This window comes from Pseudomonas sp. D1HM (assembly GCF_019266105.1).
Lineage (GTDB): Bacteria > Pseudomonadota > Gammaproteobacteria > Pseudomonadales > Pseudomonadaceae > Aquipseudomonas > Aquipseudomonas taetrolens.
In genome coordinates this window covers 150577-170035 of the sequence record NZ_LRMN01000009.1, presented here as the reverse complement: position 1 = coordinate 170035, position 19459 = coordinate 150577, and the positions used below count along the sequence as shown (strand labels likewise).

The window sequence follows — 19459 nt, the reverse complement described above, 5'->3', positions numbered from 1 at the left end:
GACTGCTCCGCAGCCGGACGGGGCCTCGTTCCACTCGTCCGCTGCTACGTAATGCGCTTCACCAAAAAATATGCAGACACCTTCGCCCGGTCGGTCGCGGGTTCAATACACATCCCGGCGATAACGGCCTTCTTCGATCAACTGTTCCACCGCCTCAGCGCCTACGATGTCGATCAGGGCCTGATCGACACCCGCCGCCATGCCTTGCAAGCTACCACAGATATAAATAGCCGCGCCGTCTGCCAGCCATTGGCGGACGTCTTCGGCCGCCTCACGCAAACGATCCTGTACGTAGATCTTCTGCGCCTGATCCCGTGAAAACGCCAGGTCCAGACGCGTCAGGTCGCCTTTGGCCAGCCAGTCTTGCAGTTCGTCGCGGCAGTAGAAGTCGTGCTCGGCATTCCGTTCGCCAAAAAACAGCCAGTTAGGTTGCTGACCCTTGGCAATACGCGCCTTGAGCAAGCTACGCAGCCCTGCCAGGCCGGTGCCATTGCCCAGCAAGATCAGCGGGCGGGGCTCAGCCGGCAAATGGAAACCGCTGTTACGCCGTATGCGCAAGCTGATCGCAGAGCCGACGGCGGCGTACTCGGTCAGCCAGCCCGACCCCAGTCCCAAGCTGCCATCGGCATGCCGCTCCTGGCGCACGATCAACTGCAGTTGTCCGTCTTCGGGGATCGAGGCAATGGAGTATTCGCGCAGGCTCAGCGGAATCAAGGCGTCGACCAGGGCCTGGGCATGCAAGCCCACCAGATGCCCGCGATTGGCGGGGAGCTGACGACCGGCCAGTGCCTGGGCCAGGGTTTCTTTCAGGCCGTCGAGGTGCACGGGGCTGTCGGATGCGAGGCCCAGTCCATCAAGGAAATGCTCGACCGCCAAGGCAGACTGTCGCGGCATGACTTCAACCAGATCACCGGCTTGCCACGTCAGATGGGTATCCGGCGTGCCGAGCGCCAGCAGATAAACCGCTGAGCCGCAGCTGCCAGGGTTGAGCAACCGGCGTTGCTCAAGAGTCCAGTTGTTGTAGCTCGGTGCCTGCCAGTTGGCGCTGGGGGCACCTCCGGTCAGTTGGCCCAGTTGCTGCTGCCAATGATGCAGCGCTTGTGCGTCTCCGCTGTCAACCTGCACCGGCGCGAACAACGCGCTTGCGCCACGCTCGCTGAGCCATTGCTGGATACGTGTGGCAAAGCCGCAGAAGTGCGGGTATTGCCGATCGCCAAGGGCGAGTACCGAATACTTGAGGCGGCTCAGATCCAGCGACTGGCCCAATACCTTGCGTTCAAAACCGCGGGCACTGTCAGGTGCTTCGCCATCGCCAAAGGTGCTGACCACAAACAATGCGTTGCCGGCGTTCTGCAAGTCGTCTTCCTTGATTGCCGCCAGCGGCTGGACGCGTACCGGCAAGCCGGCGGCCTGTAGCTGTCCGGCGGTTTGCCAGGCCAGTTGTTCGGCGAAGCCGCTCTGGCTTGCAAACCCGATCAGCCATGACGGTGCGTCGCTGCCAGTGGCTGCGAAACCTTGGCGGGCCTGCTTGACCTGGCGCTTTTTGCGGCGACGGTCCAGGTACAGCAGCCAGCCTGTAATAAAGAACAGCGGCATGGTCAGACTGGCAACGGTGACCAGAACGCGCCCGGTCAGGCCCCAGTAGCTGCCCACGTGCAATGCGTAAATACTGCTGAGCAATTGCGCCTTGTAGCTTTTGTCGTCATAGCGCTCATGTTTTTTGATCACCCCGGTCGCGGGATCGAGCACGATCTGGTTGAACGCACGTTCGTGAGGTGAGTTTTTCAACAGGTAGAAGACCGTGGCCGGTTGCCCGGCGACCGGTGGCATACGCACGTTGTACAGGCTCAACCCAGGCCCGGCGGCCTTTTGGAGGCTGGCCCATATGGCCTCGTAGTCAGCGGTGGGAGCCGGGCCCGCAGGCCCTGGCTGGCCGCGTCCGCCTTTGCGCTGTTGCTCGTGTGGAGGCGTATCCGAAAAGAGTTTTTGCAGGCCTTTGTTGTACCACTCGTAAGACCATGACAGCCCGGTCAACGCGGCCATCAGGTAGAAAATCATGCACCAGGTACCGGCAACGGCGTGCAGGTCCCAGTTGAAACTGCGGCCTTTTTTGGCCCAGTCCAGCGTCAGCCATGCCCGCCAGTTCAGTGCCTTGCGCGGCCAGCGCAGGTACAGCCCGGACAGGCAGAAGAAAATCAGCATCAGCGTACACGCGCCCGTGATCTGGCGACCGGTTTGGCCAATGGCGAGGAAACGATGCAGTTGCAGCATCAGATTGAAGAAGCCCTGACCGTTTGCATCACCTTGATACTCGCCGGTGTAAGGGTCGACATAACGCAACTGGCCCCGGCGTTCGCCCGGTGGCGGGGTAAAGAAAATCCGCGCAGCGCTGTCACTGTCCACGCCGACCCACAGCATGGACACCTGCTTGCCTTCGATGGCTTCGACCTTGCGTACCAGCTCGGCGGGTGGCAACACTCCGCTGTCGAGTTTTTCGACCTTTAGCACTGAAGGGTTGAGCAGGTTCAGCAGTTCGTCCTGAAACGACACCGTAGCGCCGGTGATCCCCATCAGGGCCAGAACCAACCCGGCGGTTATCCCGAAAAACCAGTGCAGCTGGAACAGGGTTTTCTTAAACACGACAACCGCCTTGCTCGTTCAATTGAATTCATCGCGGCGTAGAGTGCCGCATCAGTCTTTTTACACGCAAAAGCCCCGGCCATCAGATGGGCGGGGCTTTGCACAGCTTAACTCCGGTTTAGAAGTGGAAGCTGGTGGTCAACAAGGCTGTACGACCCGCTGCTACGTGAGCGTAATGGGTCTGGAACACCTGGTCGAAGTAGCGCTTATCCGTGAGGTTTTGAACGTTCAACTGGAGGTCGACGTTTTTGCTCAAGCGATAGGTAGCCATTGCGTCGTAGCGCCAGTAAGACGGGATCTCTACGGAGTTCGCAACGTTGCCGTACTGAGAGTCTACGAATGTCGCGCCTGCACCCAGAGTGAAGTCCGGGGTCAAGTCATAGGTCGACCAAACCATGAAGTTGTTCCGAGGGGTACTCGGCATGTGATTGCCTTTGTCCTCAGCTTTTGTGGTTTTGACGACTTCACTTTCCATGTAGGTGTAGCCACCGTAAACCTTCCACTCGTTGGTCAGTTTGCCAGTGTAGGTCAGCTCAATACCGTTGACGCGTTGTTCACCGTCGAGAACCTGTGTGGTTGCGCCATCAGGGTCATCAATGCGGGCATTGGTCTTTTCTGTGCGGAACAGTGCTGCTGTGAGCGACAGGTTGTCGTCAAAGAAGTCCCACTTCGTGCCCAGCTCGTAGTTACGGTTACGCTCTGGATCAAGGTTGGAATCTTTAGCCGCCAGATCGAGTCCCCCGTTACCGCTAGTTTCTCCAGCCGGGTTGCTGGATGTCGACCAGGCTGCATAAATGCTGCCATTAGGTAGCGGTTTGTAAACGACACCTACCTGGTAGTTCCACAAGTGTGCATTATTTTCACGCTTGAAGTCGCCGGGTAGCGAGCCACGACCGCCAGTGCTGTAACCACTGGATTTCGTTTGATAATCGTCGTAACGCAAGCCGAGGTTCAACGACCATTGCTCATTGAACTTCAATGTGTCGAATACGTAGGCAGCGCTGGTTTTGGTATCTGTATCGGTATAGCCCTGGCTGTCCGTGATGCTGCCGGACCAGCCGTCACCCGGAGTCGGTTTGTCCAGGCTGGTGCAATCACCGGAAACCATCATTGCCGGGGTACAGGTTGTACCGGCGGGGCCGTTGGATTTGATGTCGTAGCCACGGTTATGCGTGTCCTGGTAAGAGAACTCTATTCCCGTTACCAGACTGTGCTCGATGAATGCGGTATCGAACTTGGCGCTTAGATCCGTTTGGTTTACCCAACCTTTGGATGTTGAGTTGCGGTTCTTGGTGCTGCGATAAAGCAGGCCGTTTGCCACGTTACCTTTGCTGTCATCCGGGTTTGTGACGATATAGTCGAGTGTCGAGCGCGACATGCGGAAGCTGTTGGACAGCGTCAAATTGTCATTCAGGTCATGTTCGAAGCGAATGGTGCCGCTGTCATTGGACGTTTTGCGGTAGTCGCGGCCGGTCAACCCGTAAAAGTTGTCGCGATCAACATGGGCAGGCTTGTCAACGTTGTACTTGCTTCGGTTGCTACTGGAGGTCAACGGAATACCGTAATCAGGCATGTCATCCGTCTTGACGTGGTAGTAACTAAGGGTGAGGCGAGTGTCCGTGCCCAGTCCGAACGAGAATGTAGGCGCAACACCCCAGCGGCTTACATCGACTGTATCGCGGCCTGCAACGTTGGCCTCGTGCTTCATCAAATTCAGGCGGAAGGCCGAGGTTTCGTTCATTTGCTGATTCAAATCCAGCGTAGTTCGCTTGGTTTGATCAGAACCCCATGTGAAACCACCGTTGTAGGCGTTCCCCAAGTGAGCCGTTTTGGTAACCAGATTCAAGCTACCACCGGTAGAGCCCGCCCCGGTGAATGCTGACCCAGGACCTTTGCTGACTTCGATCGACTCTACGTCGAATATTTCACGGCTCTGAGATGCTACATCGCGCATGCCATCAATGAACATGTCACTTTCAGCATTGAAGCCGCGGATGATCGGACGGTCACCTGCCGGGTTGCCACCTTCGCCAGCACCAAAGGTAATCCCCGGAGTCGTGCGCAAAGCGTCAACCAGGCTCATGGCTGCCGTGTCGCGAATTACTTGCTGCGGGATAACTGTCACGCTCTTCGGGGTTTCGCGCAAAGGTGCCGTGTATTTTTTCGAGGTTGAGCTGTCGGTCTTGTAGCTACCTGTCTCTTGCTCACCCGTAACGGTTGTCGCGCCGAGGGAAATGCTGTTGCCCTGTGCTTTGCTTTCTGTGCTCTCGGCCGCTTGTGCCAGATGGGCAGCGGAGGTCGCCGTGAGGGCGACGCCAATGGCCGAGGCCAGGAGCCGCGGTGAGCTGACAGGTATTTTTATCGGTTGGCGCGACATGTGTAGAACCCTTCCCCCAGAATTTGAGTCGCAAAATATAGTGCAAACAATTCCTTGTATCAATTGAGAGAGATTGCTATTTGCGCAAAACTTACATTCTTTACAGTTTCTCTTGACGTTTTTTTCACGTCCCTTCGTAACCCTTTTATTAACGGGGTTTTACACAATCAATAAGAATCAATACCATTGGCATCCCTTTGCTTTCAGGTATCGCGCCATGCTGCTGCATATTCCCGGCTTGTTCTCCCGTGAGGAAGTCGTGCGCATCCGCGAGGCCCTGCAGCAGACGGACTGGGCTGACGGCAAAATCACTGCAGGTTTTCAGTCGGCCAAGGCCAAGCACAACCTGCAATTGCCCGAAGGCCATCCGTTGGGCCTTGAGATCGGCGCTGCAATGCTCGACCGGTTGTGGAAAAACCCGCTGTTCATGTCAGCCGCCTTGCCGCACAAGGTTTTCCCGCCGCTTCTCAATTGCTACACCGCTGGCGGCAGCTTTGATTTCCATATCGACAATGCCGTGCGACAACCCAAAAACAGTGCGGAGCGGGTGCGCACTGATTTGTCGTCGACGCTGTTTCTCAGCGACCCTGAGGATTACGACGGCGGCGAACTGGTGATTCAGGACACTTTCGGCACCCAGCAGATCAAACTGCCGGCGGGCGACATGGTGCTGTATCCCGGCACCAGCCTGCACAAGGTCAATGCGGTCACGCGGGGCACGCGCTATGCATCGTTTTTCTGGACCCAAAGCCTGGTGCGCGAAGACAGCCAGCGCACGTTGCTGTTTGAAATGGACGGTGCGATCCAGCAACTGACCCGTGACGTTCCCGATCATCCCTCGCTGATCCAGCTCACGGGCACCTACCACAACCTGTTGCGCCGCTGGGTTGAGGTCTAGGCCATGAGCTTTCAGTTACGCCGCGAAGAAGTGCTCGACGGTGAGCAGCTGACCGCCATGCTGAGTGAAAACCCGGCCCGGGCGGCGCAGGCGATTCTGATGGCCGCCAAACAGGGGATTGTCGAGGGGCAGGCCCTGCTGGGGCAAATCCTGCTGGACGGGCAGGGTATCGCGCGCGATCCGGCCCTGGCCCGACGCTGGTTCCAGATTGCAGCCGATGCCGGTCACCTGATGGCGCGCAACATGCTGGGTCGTTGCTGGGAGCACGGCTGGGGCGGGGCGGTGAACTTGACCCGGGCTGCGCAGGAATATCGCCAGGCGGCCGGGCAGGGCCAGGAGTGGGCGCTCTACAACTATGCCAACCTGCTGGCAACGGGGCGCGGTGTGGCTGAGGATCAGGTGGCGGCCTTGGCGTGTTATCGCCAGGCGGCTGATTTGGGGCACGCCAAGTCGATGAACCTGGTGGGGCGTTATCTTGAGGAGGGCGTTCATTGCCCCCGGGACAAAGACGCTGCCTGCCTCTGGTACAAACACTCCGCCGAGGCCGGCGATTTTCGCGGGCAATTCAGTCATGCCTCTGTGCTGGCCGAGTCCGGCAATATCGAGCAGGCGCTGGTCTGGTTCGGGCGGGCGCTGGAGGGCGGTAACCTCAAGTTTCTTGAGGTGGCACAGGGCACATTGCTGGCAGCGCAACATCCGCAGGTGCGGGCTCTGGCAGAGGATTACGCACGGCGGGCGGCTCAGCTGACGGTGTAACCGGCCACCGCAGGCGGCGAAAAAAAGACACAAAAAAGCCCATGACGTGTCATGGGCTTTTTGCATACCGGCGGTTACAGGTAGAACGACTTCAGTGGCGGGAAGCCATTGAACTCAACTGCGCTGTAGCTGGTGGTATAGGCACCGGTCGACAGCCAGTACAGGCGATCGCCAATGGCCAGGTTCAGCGGCAGGCCGTACTTGTAGTTTTCGTACATGATGTCGGCGCTGTCACAGGTTGGGCCGGCGATCACGACTTCTTCCATCTCGCCCTTTTTCTCGGTCCAGATCGGGAACTTGATGGATTCGTCCATGGTTTCGATCAGCCCCGAGAATTTGCCCACATCGGTGTATACCCAACGCTCGACGGCGGTGCGGGATTTACGGGCGACCAATACCACTTCACTCACCAGAATCCCGGCGTTGGCGATCAGCGAACGGCCCGGCTCCAGAATGATTTCCGGCAACTCGTCACCGAAATCTTCCTTCAGGAAGCGGATGATTTCTTCGGCGTAGGTTTCCAGGCTGTTGGTACGGGTGATGTAGTTGGCCGGGAAGCCGCCACCCATGTTGATCAGCTTGAGGACGATGCCGTCTTCTTCTTTCAGGCGCTCGAAGATCACTTTGACCTTGGCGATGGCCGCATCCCATACGCTGATATCACGCTGTTGGGAGCCGACGTGGAACGAAATGCCATAAGGCACCAGGCCCAGGTCACGAGCCAGAATCAGCAGGTCCATGGCCATGTCGGTCTGGCAGCCGAATTTGCGCGACAGGGGCCAGTCAGCCGTGGTCGAGCCTTCGGTCAGAATACGCACGTACACTTTCGAGCCCGGGGCAGCCTTGGCGATATTGCGCAAGTCGGCTTCGGAGTCTGTGGAGAACAGACGTACGCCCTTCTCGTAGAAGTAGCGGATGTCCTTGGATTTTTTGATGGTGTTGCCGTAGCTGATGCGGTCGGCGCTGACACCACGGTCCATGACCTTGTCCAGCTCGTAGATCGAGGCGATGTCGAAGCTCGAACCCTTGTCTTTCAACAGGTCGATGATCTCGACGGCAGGGTTGGCCTTGACGGCGTAGTAGACCTTGGCAAATTCGAAGCCGGCGCGCAGGTCATCATAGGCCTGGCTGATCATGGCGGTGTCGATCACCACGAACGGGGTTTCCTGGGTGTCAGCGAAAGCCTTCATTTTCTGGAAGGTATCGCGCGCGTAATAGTCTTCGACCTGGATCGGCATGCTAAGGGACTCCTAGTGGCAAACGTAATCAATAAATGGGCGCAACTGAACATCCTCCGTATCCCCACTTTGGTTCGCCTACTTCCCAAGGCATGTCCGCCGAAAGCAAAAAAGGTAAATGAACCTTGCTGTCTCGTCGTCAGTACTTGAGCCGGATGGATCGTTTCCAGCATGGATGTTCGGCGCGAACTTTAGGGGGTGATTGCGCTTTGATCAACAAAAAATGTCGCGTTTTTGCACGAGTTCGTCGGGGGCTCAATCTCAGCTATTTAAGTAACCGACCTTGATGACGTTGTGATGTTCCCGCAGGAGGGGCGTTGGGGAGCGTCGCGGGGGATTGCAGGTGCGAGCTGGCCCGCGATGCAGGCAACCCGGCAGGTCTTGAGTGCCGGGTTGATGCGCTCGCGAGCACGCTCGCTTCTACAGGGCAATCATCAGGCGATGGCTGTTTCTGCGGGGGAAACAATGCTGGTCTTGGCGCCGCGGGAGCGACCGGAGCTGAGGTACGCCGCAATCGATTCCTGGGTCACTTCACCCAGGAACACGCGCTCGGCGTCCATCACCGGCAGCCATGAGCGATTGAACTCGTACATGCGCGACAACAGGATACGCAAGTGTTCATCGAACGCCGCCGTGGCATTGAACTCGCGCAGATACTGGCCGCACGTCCCGGTCTGGCGGTGCAGGTCGCGACGACGGACGTAACCCAGTGCTTTGTTATCGGCGCAGGTCACAACTACGTAGCGGCGGTCGAGTTCGTCCATCAGCTCCAAGGCATCGGCTACCGGGGTTTCAGGGCTGACAGACGGTGCGTTATCCGCCGCGTCCTCGGCCTTGACCAGCAACAGGCGCTTGAGCGTGCTGTCCTGGCCAACAAAGTTGCTGACAAAGTCATCGGCCGGGTGGGCAAGCAAGGTGTCGGGATGATCCATTTGCAGCAGCTTGCCGCCACGGAAGATGGCGATTTTATCGCCCAGCTTGATTGCCTCGTCGATGTCGTGGCTGACCATGATCACGGTCTTGTTCAGCGCACGCTGCATTTCGAAAAACTCGTTCTGGATCATCTCGCGGTTGATCGGGTCGACCGCGCCGAACGGTTCATCCATTAATAGCAGCGGTGCATCTGCCGCCAGCGCACGAATCACGCCGATCCGCTGTTGCTGACCGCCCGACAGTTCACGGGGGTAGCGATTGAGGTACTGCTTGGGTTCAAGCTTGATCATGCTCATCAGTTCACGGGCGCGATCGTGGCACTTCTGTTTATCCCAGCCCAGCAAGCGCGGAACAATGGTGATGTTCTCCTCGATGGTCATGTTCGGGAACAGGCCGATCTGCTGGATCACATAACCGATGTTGCGACGCAGGGTCACCGGATCGAGGTCGGTGGTGTCTTCGCCGTTGATCAGGATCTTGCCGGAGGTCGGCTTGATCAGGCGGTTGATCATTTTCAACGTCGTGCTTTTACCGCAACCCGAAGGCCCCAGGAATACGCAGATTTCGCCTTCGTTGACGGTCAGGCTTACCGAGTCCACGGCTTTTACGTCTTTGCCGTTGCTTTGGAAGGTCTTGCTGAGGTTTTGAAGTTCGATCATTTGAGCAGTCCTTTTGGAGTCAGCGTGCGTTGCAACCATTGCAAAAACAGGTCAGCGATAATGGCCAGAACGCTGACCAGTACGGCGCCAACGATTAGCATCGACATGTCACTACGGCTGATTGCAGCAAGAATAAGTACACCCAGGCCACCGGCGCCGATGGTCGCGGCGATGGTCATGACACCAATGTTCATCACGACAGCGGTGCGCACACCGGCCAGGATCACCGGCACTGCGATGGGCAGCTCAACCATGCGCAAGCGCTGGCTGAAGGTCATGCCGATGCCGCGGGCAGCTTCGCGAATACCCGGTTCCACGCCGGTGAGGGCGAGGAAGGTGTTGCGCATGATCGGCAGCAATGAGTAGAGGAACACGGCAGTGATTGCCGGCATCGGCCCCAGGCCCTGGCCGAACTTGGAATAGAACGGCAGCAGCAGGCCAAACAGGGCGATGGACGGAACAGTCAGCAATACCGTAGCGCTGGCCTGCATCGGGCCGGCCAGGCTCGGAAAACGGGTCATCAGCACACCTAGCGGCACCCCGACCACAATCGCCAGGGTCACGGCGATTCCGACCAGCGTGATGTGCTGCCAGGTCAGGTGCAGCACCAGTGTCCAGTCCATGTGGGAAAAGGCGTTCAGAAATTCCATGTCTTTTCCTCCGGATCAGTTAATAGAAGGCAGTGGATGCTGGCGCAGGAAGTCTGCGGCCACCCTGGACGGGCTCTCGTGGTTTACGTCGACCCGGGCGTTCAACTGGCGCATGGTCTCGTCGTCAAACAGATCGGCCAGCGGTTTGAGCAGGGCCGCCAGGTCCGGATGGGCGTCCAGATAGGCCTTGCTCACGACGGGAGCGGCGGTGTAGTCCGGGAAATAATGCAGGTCGTCACTGAGCAGCTTGAGTTTGAAGGCGCTCAGACGGCCATCGGTGGTGTATACGAGTCCGGCAAATACCTGGCCGTTTTTCAGCGCGGTGTAGACCAGCCCGGCGTCCATCTGGCGGATGTTCTTGCGGGTCAGGTCCATGTCATACAGCTTGACCATGCCCAGCAAGCCATCTGAACGATTGGCAAACTCGGTATCCAGTGCCATGAGCGCACCCTTATTTTCAGGATCGCGCAGCGCCTTGTTCAAATCGCTGATGGTGTTGATATCAGGATATTGCTCGGCCACGTTCTGCGGCAGCGCCAGGGCGTAGGTGTTGCTGAATCTGGACGGGTGCAGCCAGATGAGTCCCTTTTTTTCATCGAGTTCTTTAACTCGGTCGTAGGATTGTTGGCTGTCGAGTTTCTCGGTCACATGGTTGTATGCCACCAGCGAGACGCCGGTGTATTCCCAGAGCAGATCCAGTTGCCCGGACTCCTGGGCACTGCGTGCCAGACTGCTGCCAAGCCCGCCGGTAACCTGCGTTTTGTAGCCCCTGCTGTTGAGGTATTGCGAGGTGATTTCGGCGAGCAGGGTCTGCTCGGTAAACACCCGTGCGCCAATCCGGATCAAGGGTTTTTCAGCGGCTTGGGCAATGCCTGCGAACAGCAGGATGCAGCCTAAAAACAAGCTAATTTTTTTCATGGATATTCCTTTGCTCAGCCAGACCTTATGCAGGTCGCAGACCGCGTTCCAGCCAGCGGCGGCTGATGAGTATCACCAGGCCGTCGAGCAGCAATGCCAGCAGCGCGGTGCAGGCGGCGCCGAGGATCAGTTGCGGCTGATTGTTGAGGGCGATGCCAGGGAAAATCAGGCTGCCCAGGCTGTTGGCGCCAATCAGGAACGCCAGGGGGGCGGTACCGACGTTGATCGCCAGTGCGACCCGTACACCGCCCATGATGATAGGTACGGCGTTGGGCAGTTCGACCCGCCAAAGCACTTGGCGCGGGGTCATGCCGATGCCGACGGCAGCTTCTTTGAGCGATCCCTGTACGTTTTTCAGGCCTTCGTAGGTGTTGCGCACGATGGGCAGCAACGAGGCAAGAAACAGGGCGAAGATGGCGGGACCACTACCGATTCCGAGAAAACCAAGCGCAATGGCCAGTACCGCGAGCGGTGGAACGGTGTTGCCGATGTTGAAGACTTGCATGAAGCGTTCCGCACGTCCGGCCATGCTGGGTCGGCTGAGGAAAATGCCGGCGGGGATCCCGATTACAAGGGCGGCGAGCATTGAAGCGAGTACGAGGTACAGATGGGCTTGCAGGTAGAACAACAGATCATCTTGATAGTGTTCGATAGTGCTGATGCCGATCCAATGGACCAACAGGGCGAGGAGGGCGACAACTGCCACACATCCCATAAGCCCTTTTCCATAGCGATTAGCCACAGGCGGACTCCTTTTTTTTGTCGGCGAACACATTGTCGTGTGGCAAGGCCATTCCTGGCTGCCGACCATGGGTTCGCGAAGAGCAACAAGCGGGCGCGAAAAACGCTGCCATCACCTGTCATTTAGCGCAGCCTCGTCAGGCTAACTTGCTGATATTTCAGCCCCTGACGGTTTGCCGCATCAGGAGAGTGGACGCCTCCACTGTCTAAAAGGTTCACATTATTTACGGCGGATCGCCACCCTTGTGGTCAAGGCAAAGGTACCAACGGTGGCTGCACTCACCGGATTTGGGCTATAATCCGCGCCCTTTTTTGAATCAATCGTCAGGCGATTTCCCATGACCAACCAGGCCGCCGAAGTCGCGAAACGCCGCACTTTCGCCATTATTTCCCACCCCGATGCGGGTAAAACCACCATCACCGAAAAGCTCTTGCTGATGGGGAAGGCGATTGCTGTCGCCGGTACGGTGAAATCGCGAAAGTCCGACCGCCATGCCACCTCCGACTGGATGGAAATGGAGAAACAACGGGGTATTTCGATTACCACGTCGGTCATGCAGTTCCCGTATCGCGACCACATGATCAACCTGCTCGACACCCCGGGCCACGAAGACTTCTCGGAAGATACCTACCGTACGCTGACAGCGGTGGACTCGGCGCTGATGGTGCTCGACGGCGGTAAAGGCGTTGAGCCACGCACCATCGCCCTGATGGACGTATGTCGCCTGCGCGACACGCCGATCGTGAGCTTCATCAACAAACTCGACCGCGACATTCGCGACCCGATCGAGTTGCTGGATGAAATCGAAGCCGTCCTGAAAATCAAGGCTGCGCCGATCACCTGGCCGATTGGTTGCTACCGTGACTTCAAGGGTGTCTACCACCTTGCTGACGACTACATCATCGTCTACACCGCCGGTCACGGCCACGAGCGCACCGAGGTCAAAATCATCGAGAAGCTCGACTCCGACGAAGCCCGCGCCCATTTGGGTGACGAGTACGACCGGTTTGTCGACCAACTGGAACTGGTTCAGGGTGCTTGCCATGAATTCAACCAGCAGGAATTCCTCGACGGCCAACTGACACCTGTGTTCTTCGGTACGGCGTTGGGCAACTTTGGTGTCGATCACGTGCTGGACGCTGTGGTCAATTGGGCGCCGAAGCCTTTGGCCCGGGTGGCCAACGAACGTACGGTCGAGCCGGTCGAAGAGAAATTCACCGGTTTCGTGTTCAAGATCCAGGCGAACATGGACCCGAAGCACCGTGACCGCATCGCTTTCATGCGCATTTGCTCGGGCAAATACGAAAAAGGCATGAAAATGCGCCACGTGCGCACAGGCAAAGACGTTCGCATCGGCGATGCGCTGACGTTCTTCTCCTCCGAGCGTGAGCAACTTGAAGAAGCCTTCGCGGGCGACATCATCGGCTTGCACAACCACGGTACGATCCAGATCGGCGACACCTTCAGCGAAGGCGAAAGCCTGAGCTTCACCGGTATTCCGCACTTCGCCCCGGAACTGTTCCGTCGCGTACGCCTGCGTGATCCGCTCAAGTCCAAGCAATTGCGCCAGGGCTTGCAGCAACTGGCCGAAGAGGGTGCCACTCAGGTGTTCTTCCCGGAGCGCAGCAACGACATCATCCTGGGTGCCGTCGGTGTCCTGCAGTTCGACGTGGTCGCCAGCCGTTTGAAAGAAGAATACAAAGTGGAATGCTCCTACGAGCCTATCACTGTGTATTCGGCTCGCTGGATCGACTGCGCTGATAAGAAGAAGCTCGAAGAGTTCCAGATCAAAGCGGTGGAAAACCTCGCCATCGACGGCGGCGGCCACCTGACCTACCTCGCTCCGACGCGGGTCAACCTGGCACTGATGGAAGAGCGCTGGCCTGATGTGCAATTCCGCGCCACGCGTGAGCATCACTAACGGCTCAGGCCTGAAGTTAAAAAAAAGCGAAGCCCTTGGGCTTCGCTTTTTTTTGCATGTACAAAACCGGTGTTGCGGCGCACCCCTCTGTAGCCGCTGCCGCAGGCTGCGACAAGGCCCGAAGGATCTTCGGGCTCGGGGCTTCAGGTGTTGTGCCTAGAGGAATTGCTCCGCGTGATGGCAGGCAACCTGGCGGTTGTCCAGCAGGCGCAGGAGCGGCTCGTCGGTGCTGCACAGCTCGGTCGCGTATGGGCAGCGCTTGTGGAAGGCGCAGCCTGATGGCGGGTTCAGCGGGTTGGGCAGTTCGCCGACGATCTTGATCTTCGGTTTGTCCGGATCCGGGTGGATGGTGGGTGTGGCGGACAGCAATGCCTGGGTGTAAGGGTGCAGCGGCCGGGTGTAGATCTCTTCCTTGGGCCCCATTTCTACCGGGCGACCGAGGTACATGACCAGGACCGTATCGGCCACATGTCGCACCACCGCCAGGTTGTGCGAGATGAATACGTAGGCGGTGTTGAACTCTTGCTGCAAGTCCATGAACAGGTTGAGCACCTGGGCCTGGATCGATACATCCAGCGCCGAGGTCGGTTCGTCGGCCACCAGCACCTTGGGTTGCAACATCATGGCTCGGGCCAGGGCGATCCGCTGGCGCTGACCACCGGAGAACATGTGCGGGTAGCGCTGGTAATGCTCAGGGCGCAAGCCCACCTGCTTCATCATGGCCTGGACTTTTTCACGACGTTCGCTGGCGCTCAACCGGGTGTTGATCAGCAGCGGCTCGGCCAGTTGATCACCGACTTTCTGCCGAGGATTGAGCGAGGCATAAGGGCTCTGGAACACCATCTGCACATCTTTGCGCAGTTGCTTGCGCTGGGCCTTGTCAGCCCCGGCGACTTCCTGGCCGGCAATTTTCAACGAACCGGACGAGGGCTCTTCGATCAAAGTAAGGGCGCGGGCCAGGGTCGATTTGCCACAGCCTGACTCGCCCACCACGGCCAGGGTTTTACCCGCCTCGAGTTCAAACGACACACCGTTGAGCGCGCGTACCAGTGCATGGCCCTTGAACAGGCCACGGGACACTTCGTAATGACGGGTTAGGTCGCGGGCAGTAAGAACGACAGTCATTACGCCACCTCCTGATTCAAGGGGAAGAAGCAGCGGGCCTGGCTGTGAGCCTTGGGCTCCAGCGCCGGACGTTGTTGGCGGCAGGTGTCTTGTACGTACGGGCAGCGCGGTGACAGCAGGCAACCGTTAGGTCGGTCATAGCGCCCGGGCACGATGCCCGGCAAGGTCGACAGGCGAGCGGCGCCCATGCTGTGTTCAGGGATGGCTGCCAGCAGGGCTTCGCTGTACGGGTGTGCGGGGACATCGAACAGGCCCGGCACGTGACCGACCTCGACCGCCTGACCGGCGTACATGACACACACCCTTTGTGCGGTTTCGGCCACGACGGCAAGGTCGTGGGTGATCAGCACCAGGCCCATGTTCTGTTCGCGCTGCAGGTTGAGCAGCAAGTCCATGATCTGGGCCTGAATGGTCACGTCCAGTGCGGTGGTCGGTTCGTCGGCAATCAACAGCTTGGGTTCGCCGGCGATGGCCATGGCAATCGCCACACGCTGGCTCATGCCGCCCGAGAGTTGGTGCGGGTAAGCGTCCATACGGCTGGCGGCACCGGGGATTTCGACTTTTTCCAGCAATTCAATGGCTCGCTTGCGCGCGGCCTTGCCGGACATTTTCAGGTGCAGGCGCAGCACTTCTTCGATCTGGAACCCCACGGTGTAACTGGGGTTGAGCGCGGTCATCGGGTCCTGGAACACCATGGCCATGTCTTTGCCGACGATTTGCCGGCGTTGACGGGCGCTGAGGGTCAGCATGTTTTTACCGTCGAAGTTCAGTGCGTCGGCGGTGACGATGCCGGGATGCTCGATCAGGCCCATCAGCGCCATCATGGTCACGGACTTGCCGGACCCCGATTCACCAACAATGGCCAGGACTTCGCCTTTATCCACAGACAGACTGAGCCCGTCGACCACCGGTACGGCCTTGGCGTCACCAAAACGGACGTTGAGATTCTTGATTTCTAGCAGTGACATGGGAATCTCCTCAGGCGGCATTCTTGAGTTTCGGGTCCAGCGCATCGCGCAGGCCGTCGCCCATCAGGTTGATTGCCAGCACGCTGAGCAAAATGGTCAGACCGGGCAGGCTCACGACCCACCAGGCGCGTTCGATGTAGTCGCGGGCCGAGGCCAGCATGGTGCCCCACTCAGGCGTGGGCGGCTGTACGCCAAGGCCCAGGAAGCCCAGTGCTGCGGCATCGAGAATCGCCGAAGAGAAACTCAAGGTGGCCTGGACGATCAGCGGTGCCATGCAGTTCGGCAGCACGGTGACGAACATCAGGCGTGGCAGGCCAGCACCGGCCAGACGGGCAGCAGTCACGTAGTCACGGTTCAGTTCGCCCATCACGGCAGCCCGGGTCAGGCGCACGTAGGACGGCAAGGACACCACGGCAATGGCGATCACGGTATTGATCAGGCCAGGGCCGAGGATGGCGACAATGGCAACAGCCAGCAGCAGCGAAGGCAGGGCCAGCATGATGTCCATCAAACGCATGATGCCCGGGCCGAGGATGCGCGGGAAAAACCCGGCGAACAGCCCCAGGATCACCCCAGGAATCAGTGAAATGACCACCGAAGACAAACCGATCAGCAGCGACAGGCGGGAGCCTTCGATCAGGCGCGACAGCAGGTCGCGGCCCAGCTCGTCAGTGCCGAGCAGAAATTGCCATTGGCCGCCCTCAAGCCAGACCGGCGGGGTCAACAGAAAGTCGCGGTATTGCTCGCTGGGATTGTGCGGTGCGACCCACGGCGCAAAAATCGCGCAGAACACGATCACGCACATGAACATCAGGCCGGCAACGGCGCCCTTGTTCTTGGAGAACGCTTGCCAGAATTCTTTGTAGGGCGATGGATAAAGCAGGCTTTGATCCACGGCTGTAACAGGAGTAGGTGTGCTCATGATCAGGATCTCAGCGCTGGTGACGGATGCGTGGGTTGGCAAAGCCGTAGAGGATGTCCACCACGAAGTTGACCAGAATCACCAGGCAGGCGATTAGCAGGATGCCGTTTTGCACCACGGGGTAGTCCCGTGCGCCAATGGCTTCGATCAGCCATTTGCCGATACCGGGCCACGAAAAAATGGTTTCGGTCAGTACGGCGCCGGCCAGCAGGGTACCGACTTGCAGGCCGACCACGGTCAATACCGGAATCAGCGCGTTGCGCAGGCCGTGCACGAACACCACGCGGGCAGGTGACAGGCCTTTGGCGCGAGCGGTGCGGATGTAGTCTTCGCGCAATACTTCCAGCATGGAGGAGCGGGTCATCCGCGCGATCACCGCCAGCGGAATGGTGCCCAGCACGATAGCGGGCAGGATCAAGTGGTGCAGCGCATCCCAGAAGGCGTCGGGCTCGTCGCTGAGCAAGGTGTCGATCAGCATGAAGCCGGTTTTCGGCTCAATGTCGTACAGCAGGTCGATTCGCCCGGAAACCGGGGTCCAGCCCAGGCCGACCGAGAAGAACATGATCAGAATCAGACCCCACCAGAAAATCGGCATCGAATAGCCCGCGAGGGAGATGCCCATCACCCCGTGGTCAAAAAACGAGCCTCGCTTGAGGGCTGCAATTACCCCGGCCAGCAGCCCGAGGATGCCGGCGAACAACAGCGCAGCCATCGACAGTTCCAGAGTGGCGGGGAACAGCGCGCTGAATTCGGTCCACACACTTTCACGGGTTCTTAACGATTCGCCGAGGTCGCCATGGGCCAGTTTGCCGATGTAGTCAAAATACTGTTCGTACAGCGGCTTGTTCAGGCCCAGACGCTCCATGGCCTGGGCGTGCATCTCAGGGTCGACCCGACGCTCGCCCATCATGACTTCGACCGGATCGCCGGGGATCATGCGAATCAGGGCGAATGTGAGCAAGGTGATGCCGAAGAACGTGGGGATCAACAATCCCACTCGGCGGGCTATAAAACTAAACATCGTGTGGTGTACCTCATCAGCCGGTTAGGCAGGTCCGCCAGTGCTCGGGGGGGCGCTGGCGGGTATTTTATTGTTCTACTTCACCTGGGTGGTGGCGAAGTTGTTATTGGTCAGCGGGCTAAGGGTATAACCCTCGACGTTGTTGCGTCTGGCGGTAAAGAGCATGGGGTGTGTCACGTTAATCCAGGGCTGGTCCTGATGGAAAATGACCTGGGCCTGTTCATAGAGTGCAGCCCGCTCTGCGGGTTCACTGATATTACGGGCCCGGGTGATCAGTGCCTCGAAGTCTTTATTGCACCAGCGGGCGTAGTTTTCGCCGTTCTTGGCGGCCTCGCAGCTCAGCAACGGGGTCAGGAAATTGTCCGGGTCGCCGTTGTCGCCGCCCCAGCCGGTTGAGACCAGATCGTGCTCGCCCGCCTTGGCGCGCTTGAGCATTTCACCCCATTCCATCACGCGGATATCCAGGGTCAGACCGATTTTTTTCAGGTCCGATTGCAACAACTGTGCGCCGAGCATCGGGTTCGGGTTGGTCGGGCCACCGCCGTTTCGGGTAAAGAGGGTGATGACATAACCTGGAGGTACACCGGCTTCTTTAAGCAATGCACGGGCTTTGTCCAGATCGCGAGGCGGGCTCTGGATGCTGGTGTTGAACCCGAGCATGGTCGGTGGATACGGGTTGACTGCAATCAGGGCATTGCCTTTACCGTGCACGGTGTTGAGGTAAGTCTCTTTGTCGAAGGCGATATCGAGGGCCTGACGCACCCGGACATCGCTCAGGTACTTGTGGCCGGTGTTGATGGCGATATAGCTGGTCATCAGTGCAGCCAGCTCATCGACTTTCAGGTTCGGGTCTTTGCGGATGTTCTTGACGTCATCGGGCTTGGGGTAAAGCGCGATCTGGCATTCGTTGGCCTTGAGTTTTTGCTGGCGCACGTTGCTGTCGGTACTGATGGCAAAGATCAGGTTATCGCTGGGCGGCTTGCCACGGAAGTAATCCGGGTTGGCCTTGAAGCGTACCTGAGCGTCCTTGTTGTACCGCACGAAAATAAACGGGCCGGTGCCAATGGGTTTGCTGTTCAACTCCTGGGTTTTGCCGGCTTTGAGCAACTGGTCGGCGTACTCCGAGGAGTAGATCGAGGTGAACGGCATGGCCACGTCACGTAAAAACGGCGATTCGGCATGATTGAGGGTGAATTTGACGGTCATGTCGTCAATTTTTTCGACACTTTTTAGCAGGCTCTTGAAGCCCATGCTTTCAAAGTAGGGGTAACCGACCAACGATTTGCTGTGCCACGGGTGGTTGGGGTCCAGCTGGCGCTGAAAGCTCCAGACCACGTCGTCGGCATTGAGTGTTCGGGTCGGTTGGAAATAGTCAGTGGTGTGGAACTTGACGCCGGGGCGCAGGTAAAACGTGTACTCAAGACCGTCGGGGCTGATCTCCCAGCGCTCGGCCAGGGCAGGCTCGATATCCGTAGTGCCGGGTTTGAAGTCGACCAGTCGATTGAGCACGGTTTCTGCCGACGCATCGGCGGTGACGGCGGTGGTGTACTGAACGATGTCAAAACCTTCGGGGCTGGCTTCGGTGCAGACCACCAGGTTTTTGGCAGACACACTGACGGCCGTGCAGATCAGTGCAGCGGCAAGGGTGGTGCGCAATGGAAGTCGTTTCATAGCAACCCTCTCCAATTGGT

General features: G+C 58.5%; 15 protein-coding genes. 3 read left to right on the top strand and 12 right to left on the bottom strand.

Annotated elements, in window-relative coordinates; genetic code table 11:
* Nucleotides 1–102: 102 nt before the first annotated feature.
* Nucleotides 103–2640, bottom strand: coding sequence for a sulfite reductase flavoprotein subunit alpha (locus AWM69_RS13425; protein ID WP_218727128.1), 2538 nt, complete (start codon nucleotides 2638–2640; stop codon nucleotides 103–105).
* A 118-nt stretch (nucleotides 2641–2758) separates the two neighbouring features.
* Nucleotides 2759–5017, bottom strand: a complete 2259-nt coding sequence (locus AWM69_RS13420; RefSeq protein WP_218727126.1) for a TonB-dependent siderophore receptor — start codon at nucleotides 5015–5017, stop codon at nucleotides 2759–2761.
* 217 nt (nucleotides 5018–5234) lie between these two features.
* Between AWM69_RS13420 and AWM69_RS13415 the strand changes: the two genes are divergently transcribed.
* Nucleotides 5235–5915, top strand: a complete 681-nt coding sequence (locus AWM69_RS13415; RefSeq protein WP_131652181.1) for a Fe2+-dependent dioxygenase — start codon at nucleotides 5235–5237, stop codon at nucleotides 5913–5915.
* Nucleotides 5916–5918: 3 nt separating this feature from the next.
* The gene (locus AWM69_RS13410) at nucleotides 5919–6671 is read left to right on the top strand and encodes a tetratricopeptide repeat protein (RefSeq protein WP_218727124.1); all 753 of its coding nucleotides are present in this window, start codon (nucleotides 5919–5921) and stop codon (nucleotides 6669–6671) included.
* A 74-nt stretch (nucleotides 6672–6745) separates the two neighbouring features.
* On the opposite strand, the gene AWM69_RS13405 is transcribed toward AWM69_RS13410, so the two are convergent.
* From AWM69_RS13405 to AWM69_RS13385, 5 genes are all read right to left on the bottom strand, one after another.
* Nucleotides 6746–7909: a type III PLP-dependent enzyme gene (locus AWM69_RS13405; RefSeq protein WP_048378203.1), complete on the bottom strand. Its 1164-nt coding sequence runs from the start codon at nucleotides 7907–7909 to the stop codon at nucleotides 6746–6748.
* A 434-nt stretch (nucleotides 7910–8343) separates the two neighbouring features.
* Nucleotides 8344–9501: a betaine/proline/choline family ABC transporter ATP-binding protein gene (locus tag AWM69_RS13400; RefSeq protein WP_048378202.1), complete on the bottom strand. Its 1158-nt coding sequence runs from the start codon at nucleotides 9499–9501 to the stop codon at nucleotides 8344–8346.
* Complete coding sequence (locus tag AWM69_RS13395; protein WP_131652184.1) at nucleotides 9498–10151, bottom strand: ABC transporter permease; 654 nt, start codon at nucleotides 10149–10151, stop codon at nucleotides 9498–9500. The genes AWM69_RS13400 and AWM69_RS13395 overlap by 4 nt, the downstream gene beginning before the upstream one ends.
* A gap of 15 nt (nucleotides 10152–10166) precedes the next feature.
* Nucleotides 10167–11069, bottom strand: coding sequence for a glycine betaine ABC transporter substrate-binding protein (locus AWM69_RS13390; RefSeq protein WP_048378200.1), 903 nt, complete (start codon nucleotides 11067–11069; stop codon nucleotides 10167–10169).
* Nucleotides 11070–11094: 25 nt separating this feature from the next.
* On the bottom strand, nucleotides 11095–11844 hold the full coding sequence (locus AWM69_RS13385; RefSeq protein ID WP_218727122.1) for an ABC transporter permease: 750 nt from the start codon (nucleotides 11842–11844) through the stop codon (nucleotides 11095–11097).
* A gap of 304 nt (nucleotides 11845–12148) precedes the next feature.
* On the opposite strand from AWM69_RS13385, the gene AWM69_RS13380 reads away from it, so the two are divergent.
* Nucleotides 12149–13732, top strand: coding sequence for a peptide chain release factor 3 (locus tag AWM69_RS13380; protein WP_131652186.1), 1584 nt, complete (start codon nucleotides 12149–12151; stop codon nucleotides 13730–13732).
* A 156-nt stretch (nucleotides 13733–13888) separates the two neighbouring features.
* Here AWM69_RS13380 and AWM69_RS13375 read toward each other — a convergent pair whose 3' ends face one another.
* The 5 genes from AWM69_RS13375 to AWM69_RS13355 form a co-directional block, all read right to left on the bottom strand.
* A complete protein-coding gene (locus AWM69_RS13375) occupies nucleotides 13889–14857 on the bottom strand; it encodes a peptide ABC transporter ATP-binding protein (protein ID WP_048378198.1) in 969 nt (322 codons plus the stop codon).
* A complete protein-coding gene (locus tag AWM69_RS13370; RefSeq protein WP_131652187.1) occupies nucleotides 14857–15825 on the bottom strand; it encodes an ABC transporter ATP-binding protein in 969 nt (322 codons plus the stop codon). Before AWM69_RS13370 ends, AWM69_RS13375 begins: the two co-directional genes overlap by 1 nt.
* 10 nt (nucleotides 15826–15835) lie before the next feature.
* A complete protein-coding gene (locus tag AWM69_RS13365; RefSeq protein ID WP_048378196.1) occupies nucleotides 15836–16747 on the bottom strand; it encodes an ABC transporter permease subunit in 912 nt (303 codons plus the stop codon).
* 10 nt (nucleotides 16748–16757) lie between these two features.
* Nucleotides 16758–17768 carry an ABC transporter permease subunit gene (locus AWM69_RS13360; protein WP_131652188.1) on the bottom strand — a complete coding sequence of 337 codons (1011 nt, stop codon included), beginning with the start codon at nucleotides 17766–17768 and terminating at the stop codon, nucleotides 16758–16760.
* Between the two features lie 75 nt (nucleotides 17769–17843).
* Entirely contained in the window at nucleotides 17844–19439 is a 1596-nt protein-coding gene (locus tag AWM69_RS13355; RefSeq protein ID WP_218727120.1) for an ABC transporter substrate-binding protein, read from the bottom strand.
* Nucleotides 19440–19459: the final 20 nt, after the last annotated feature.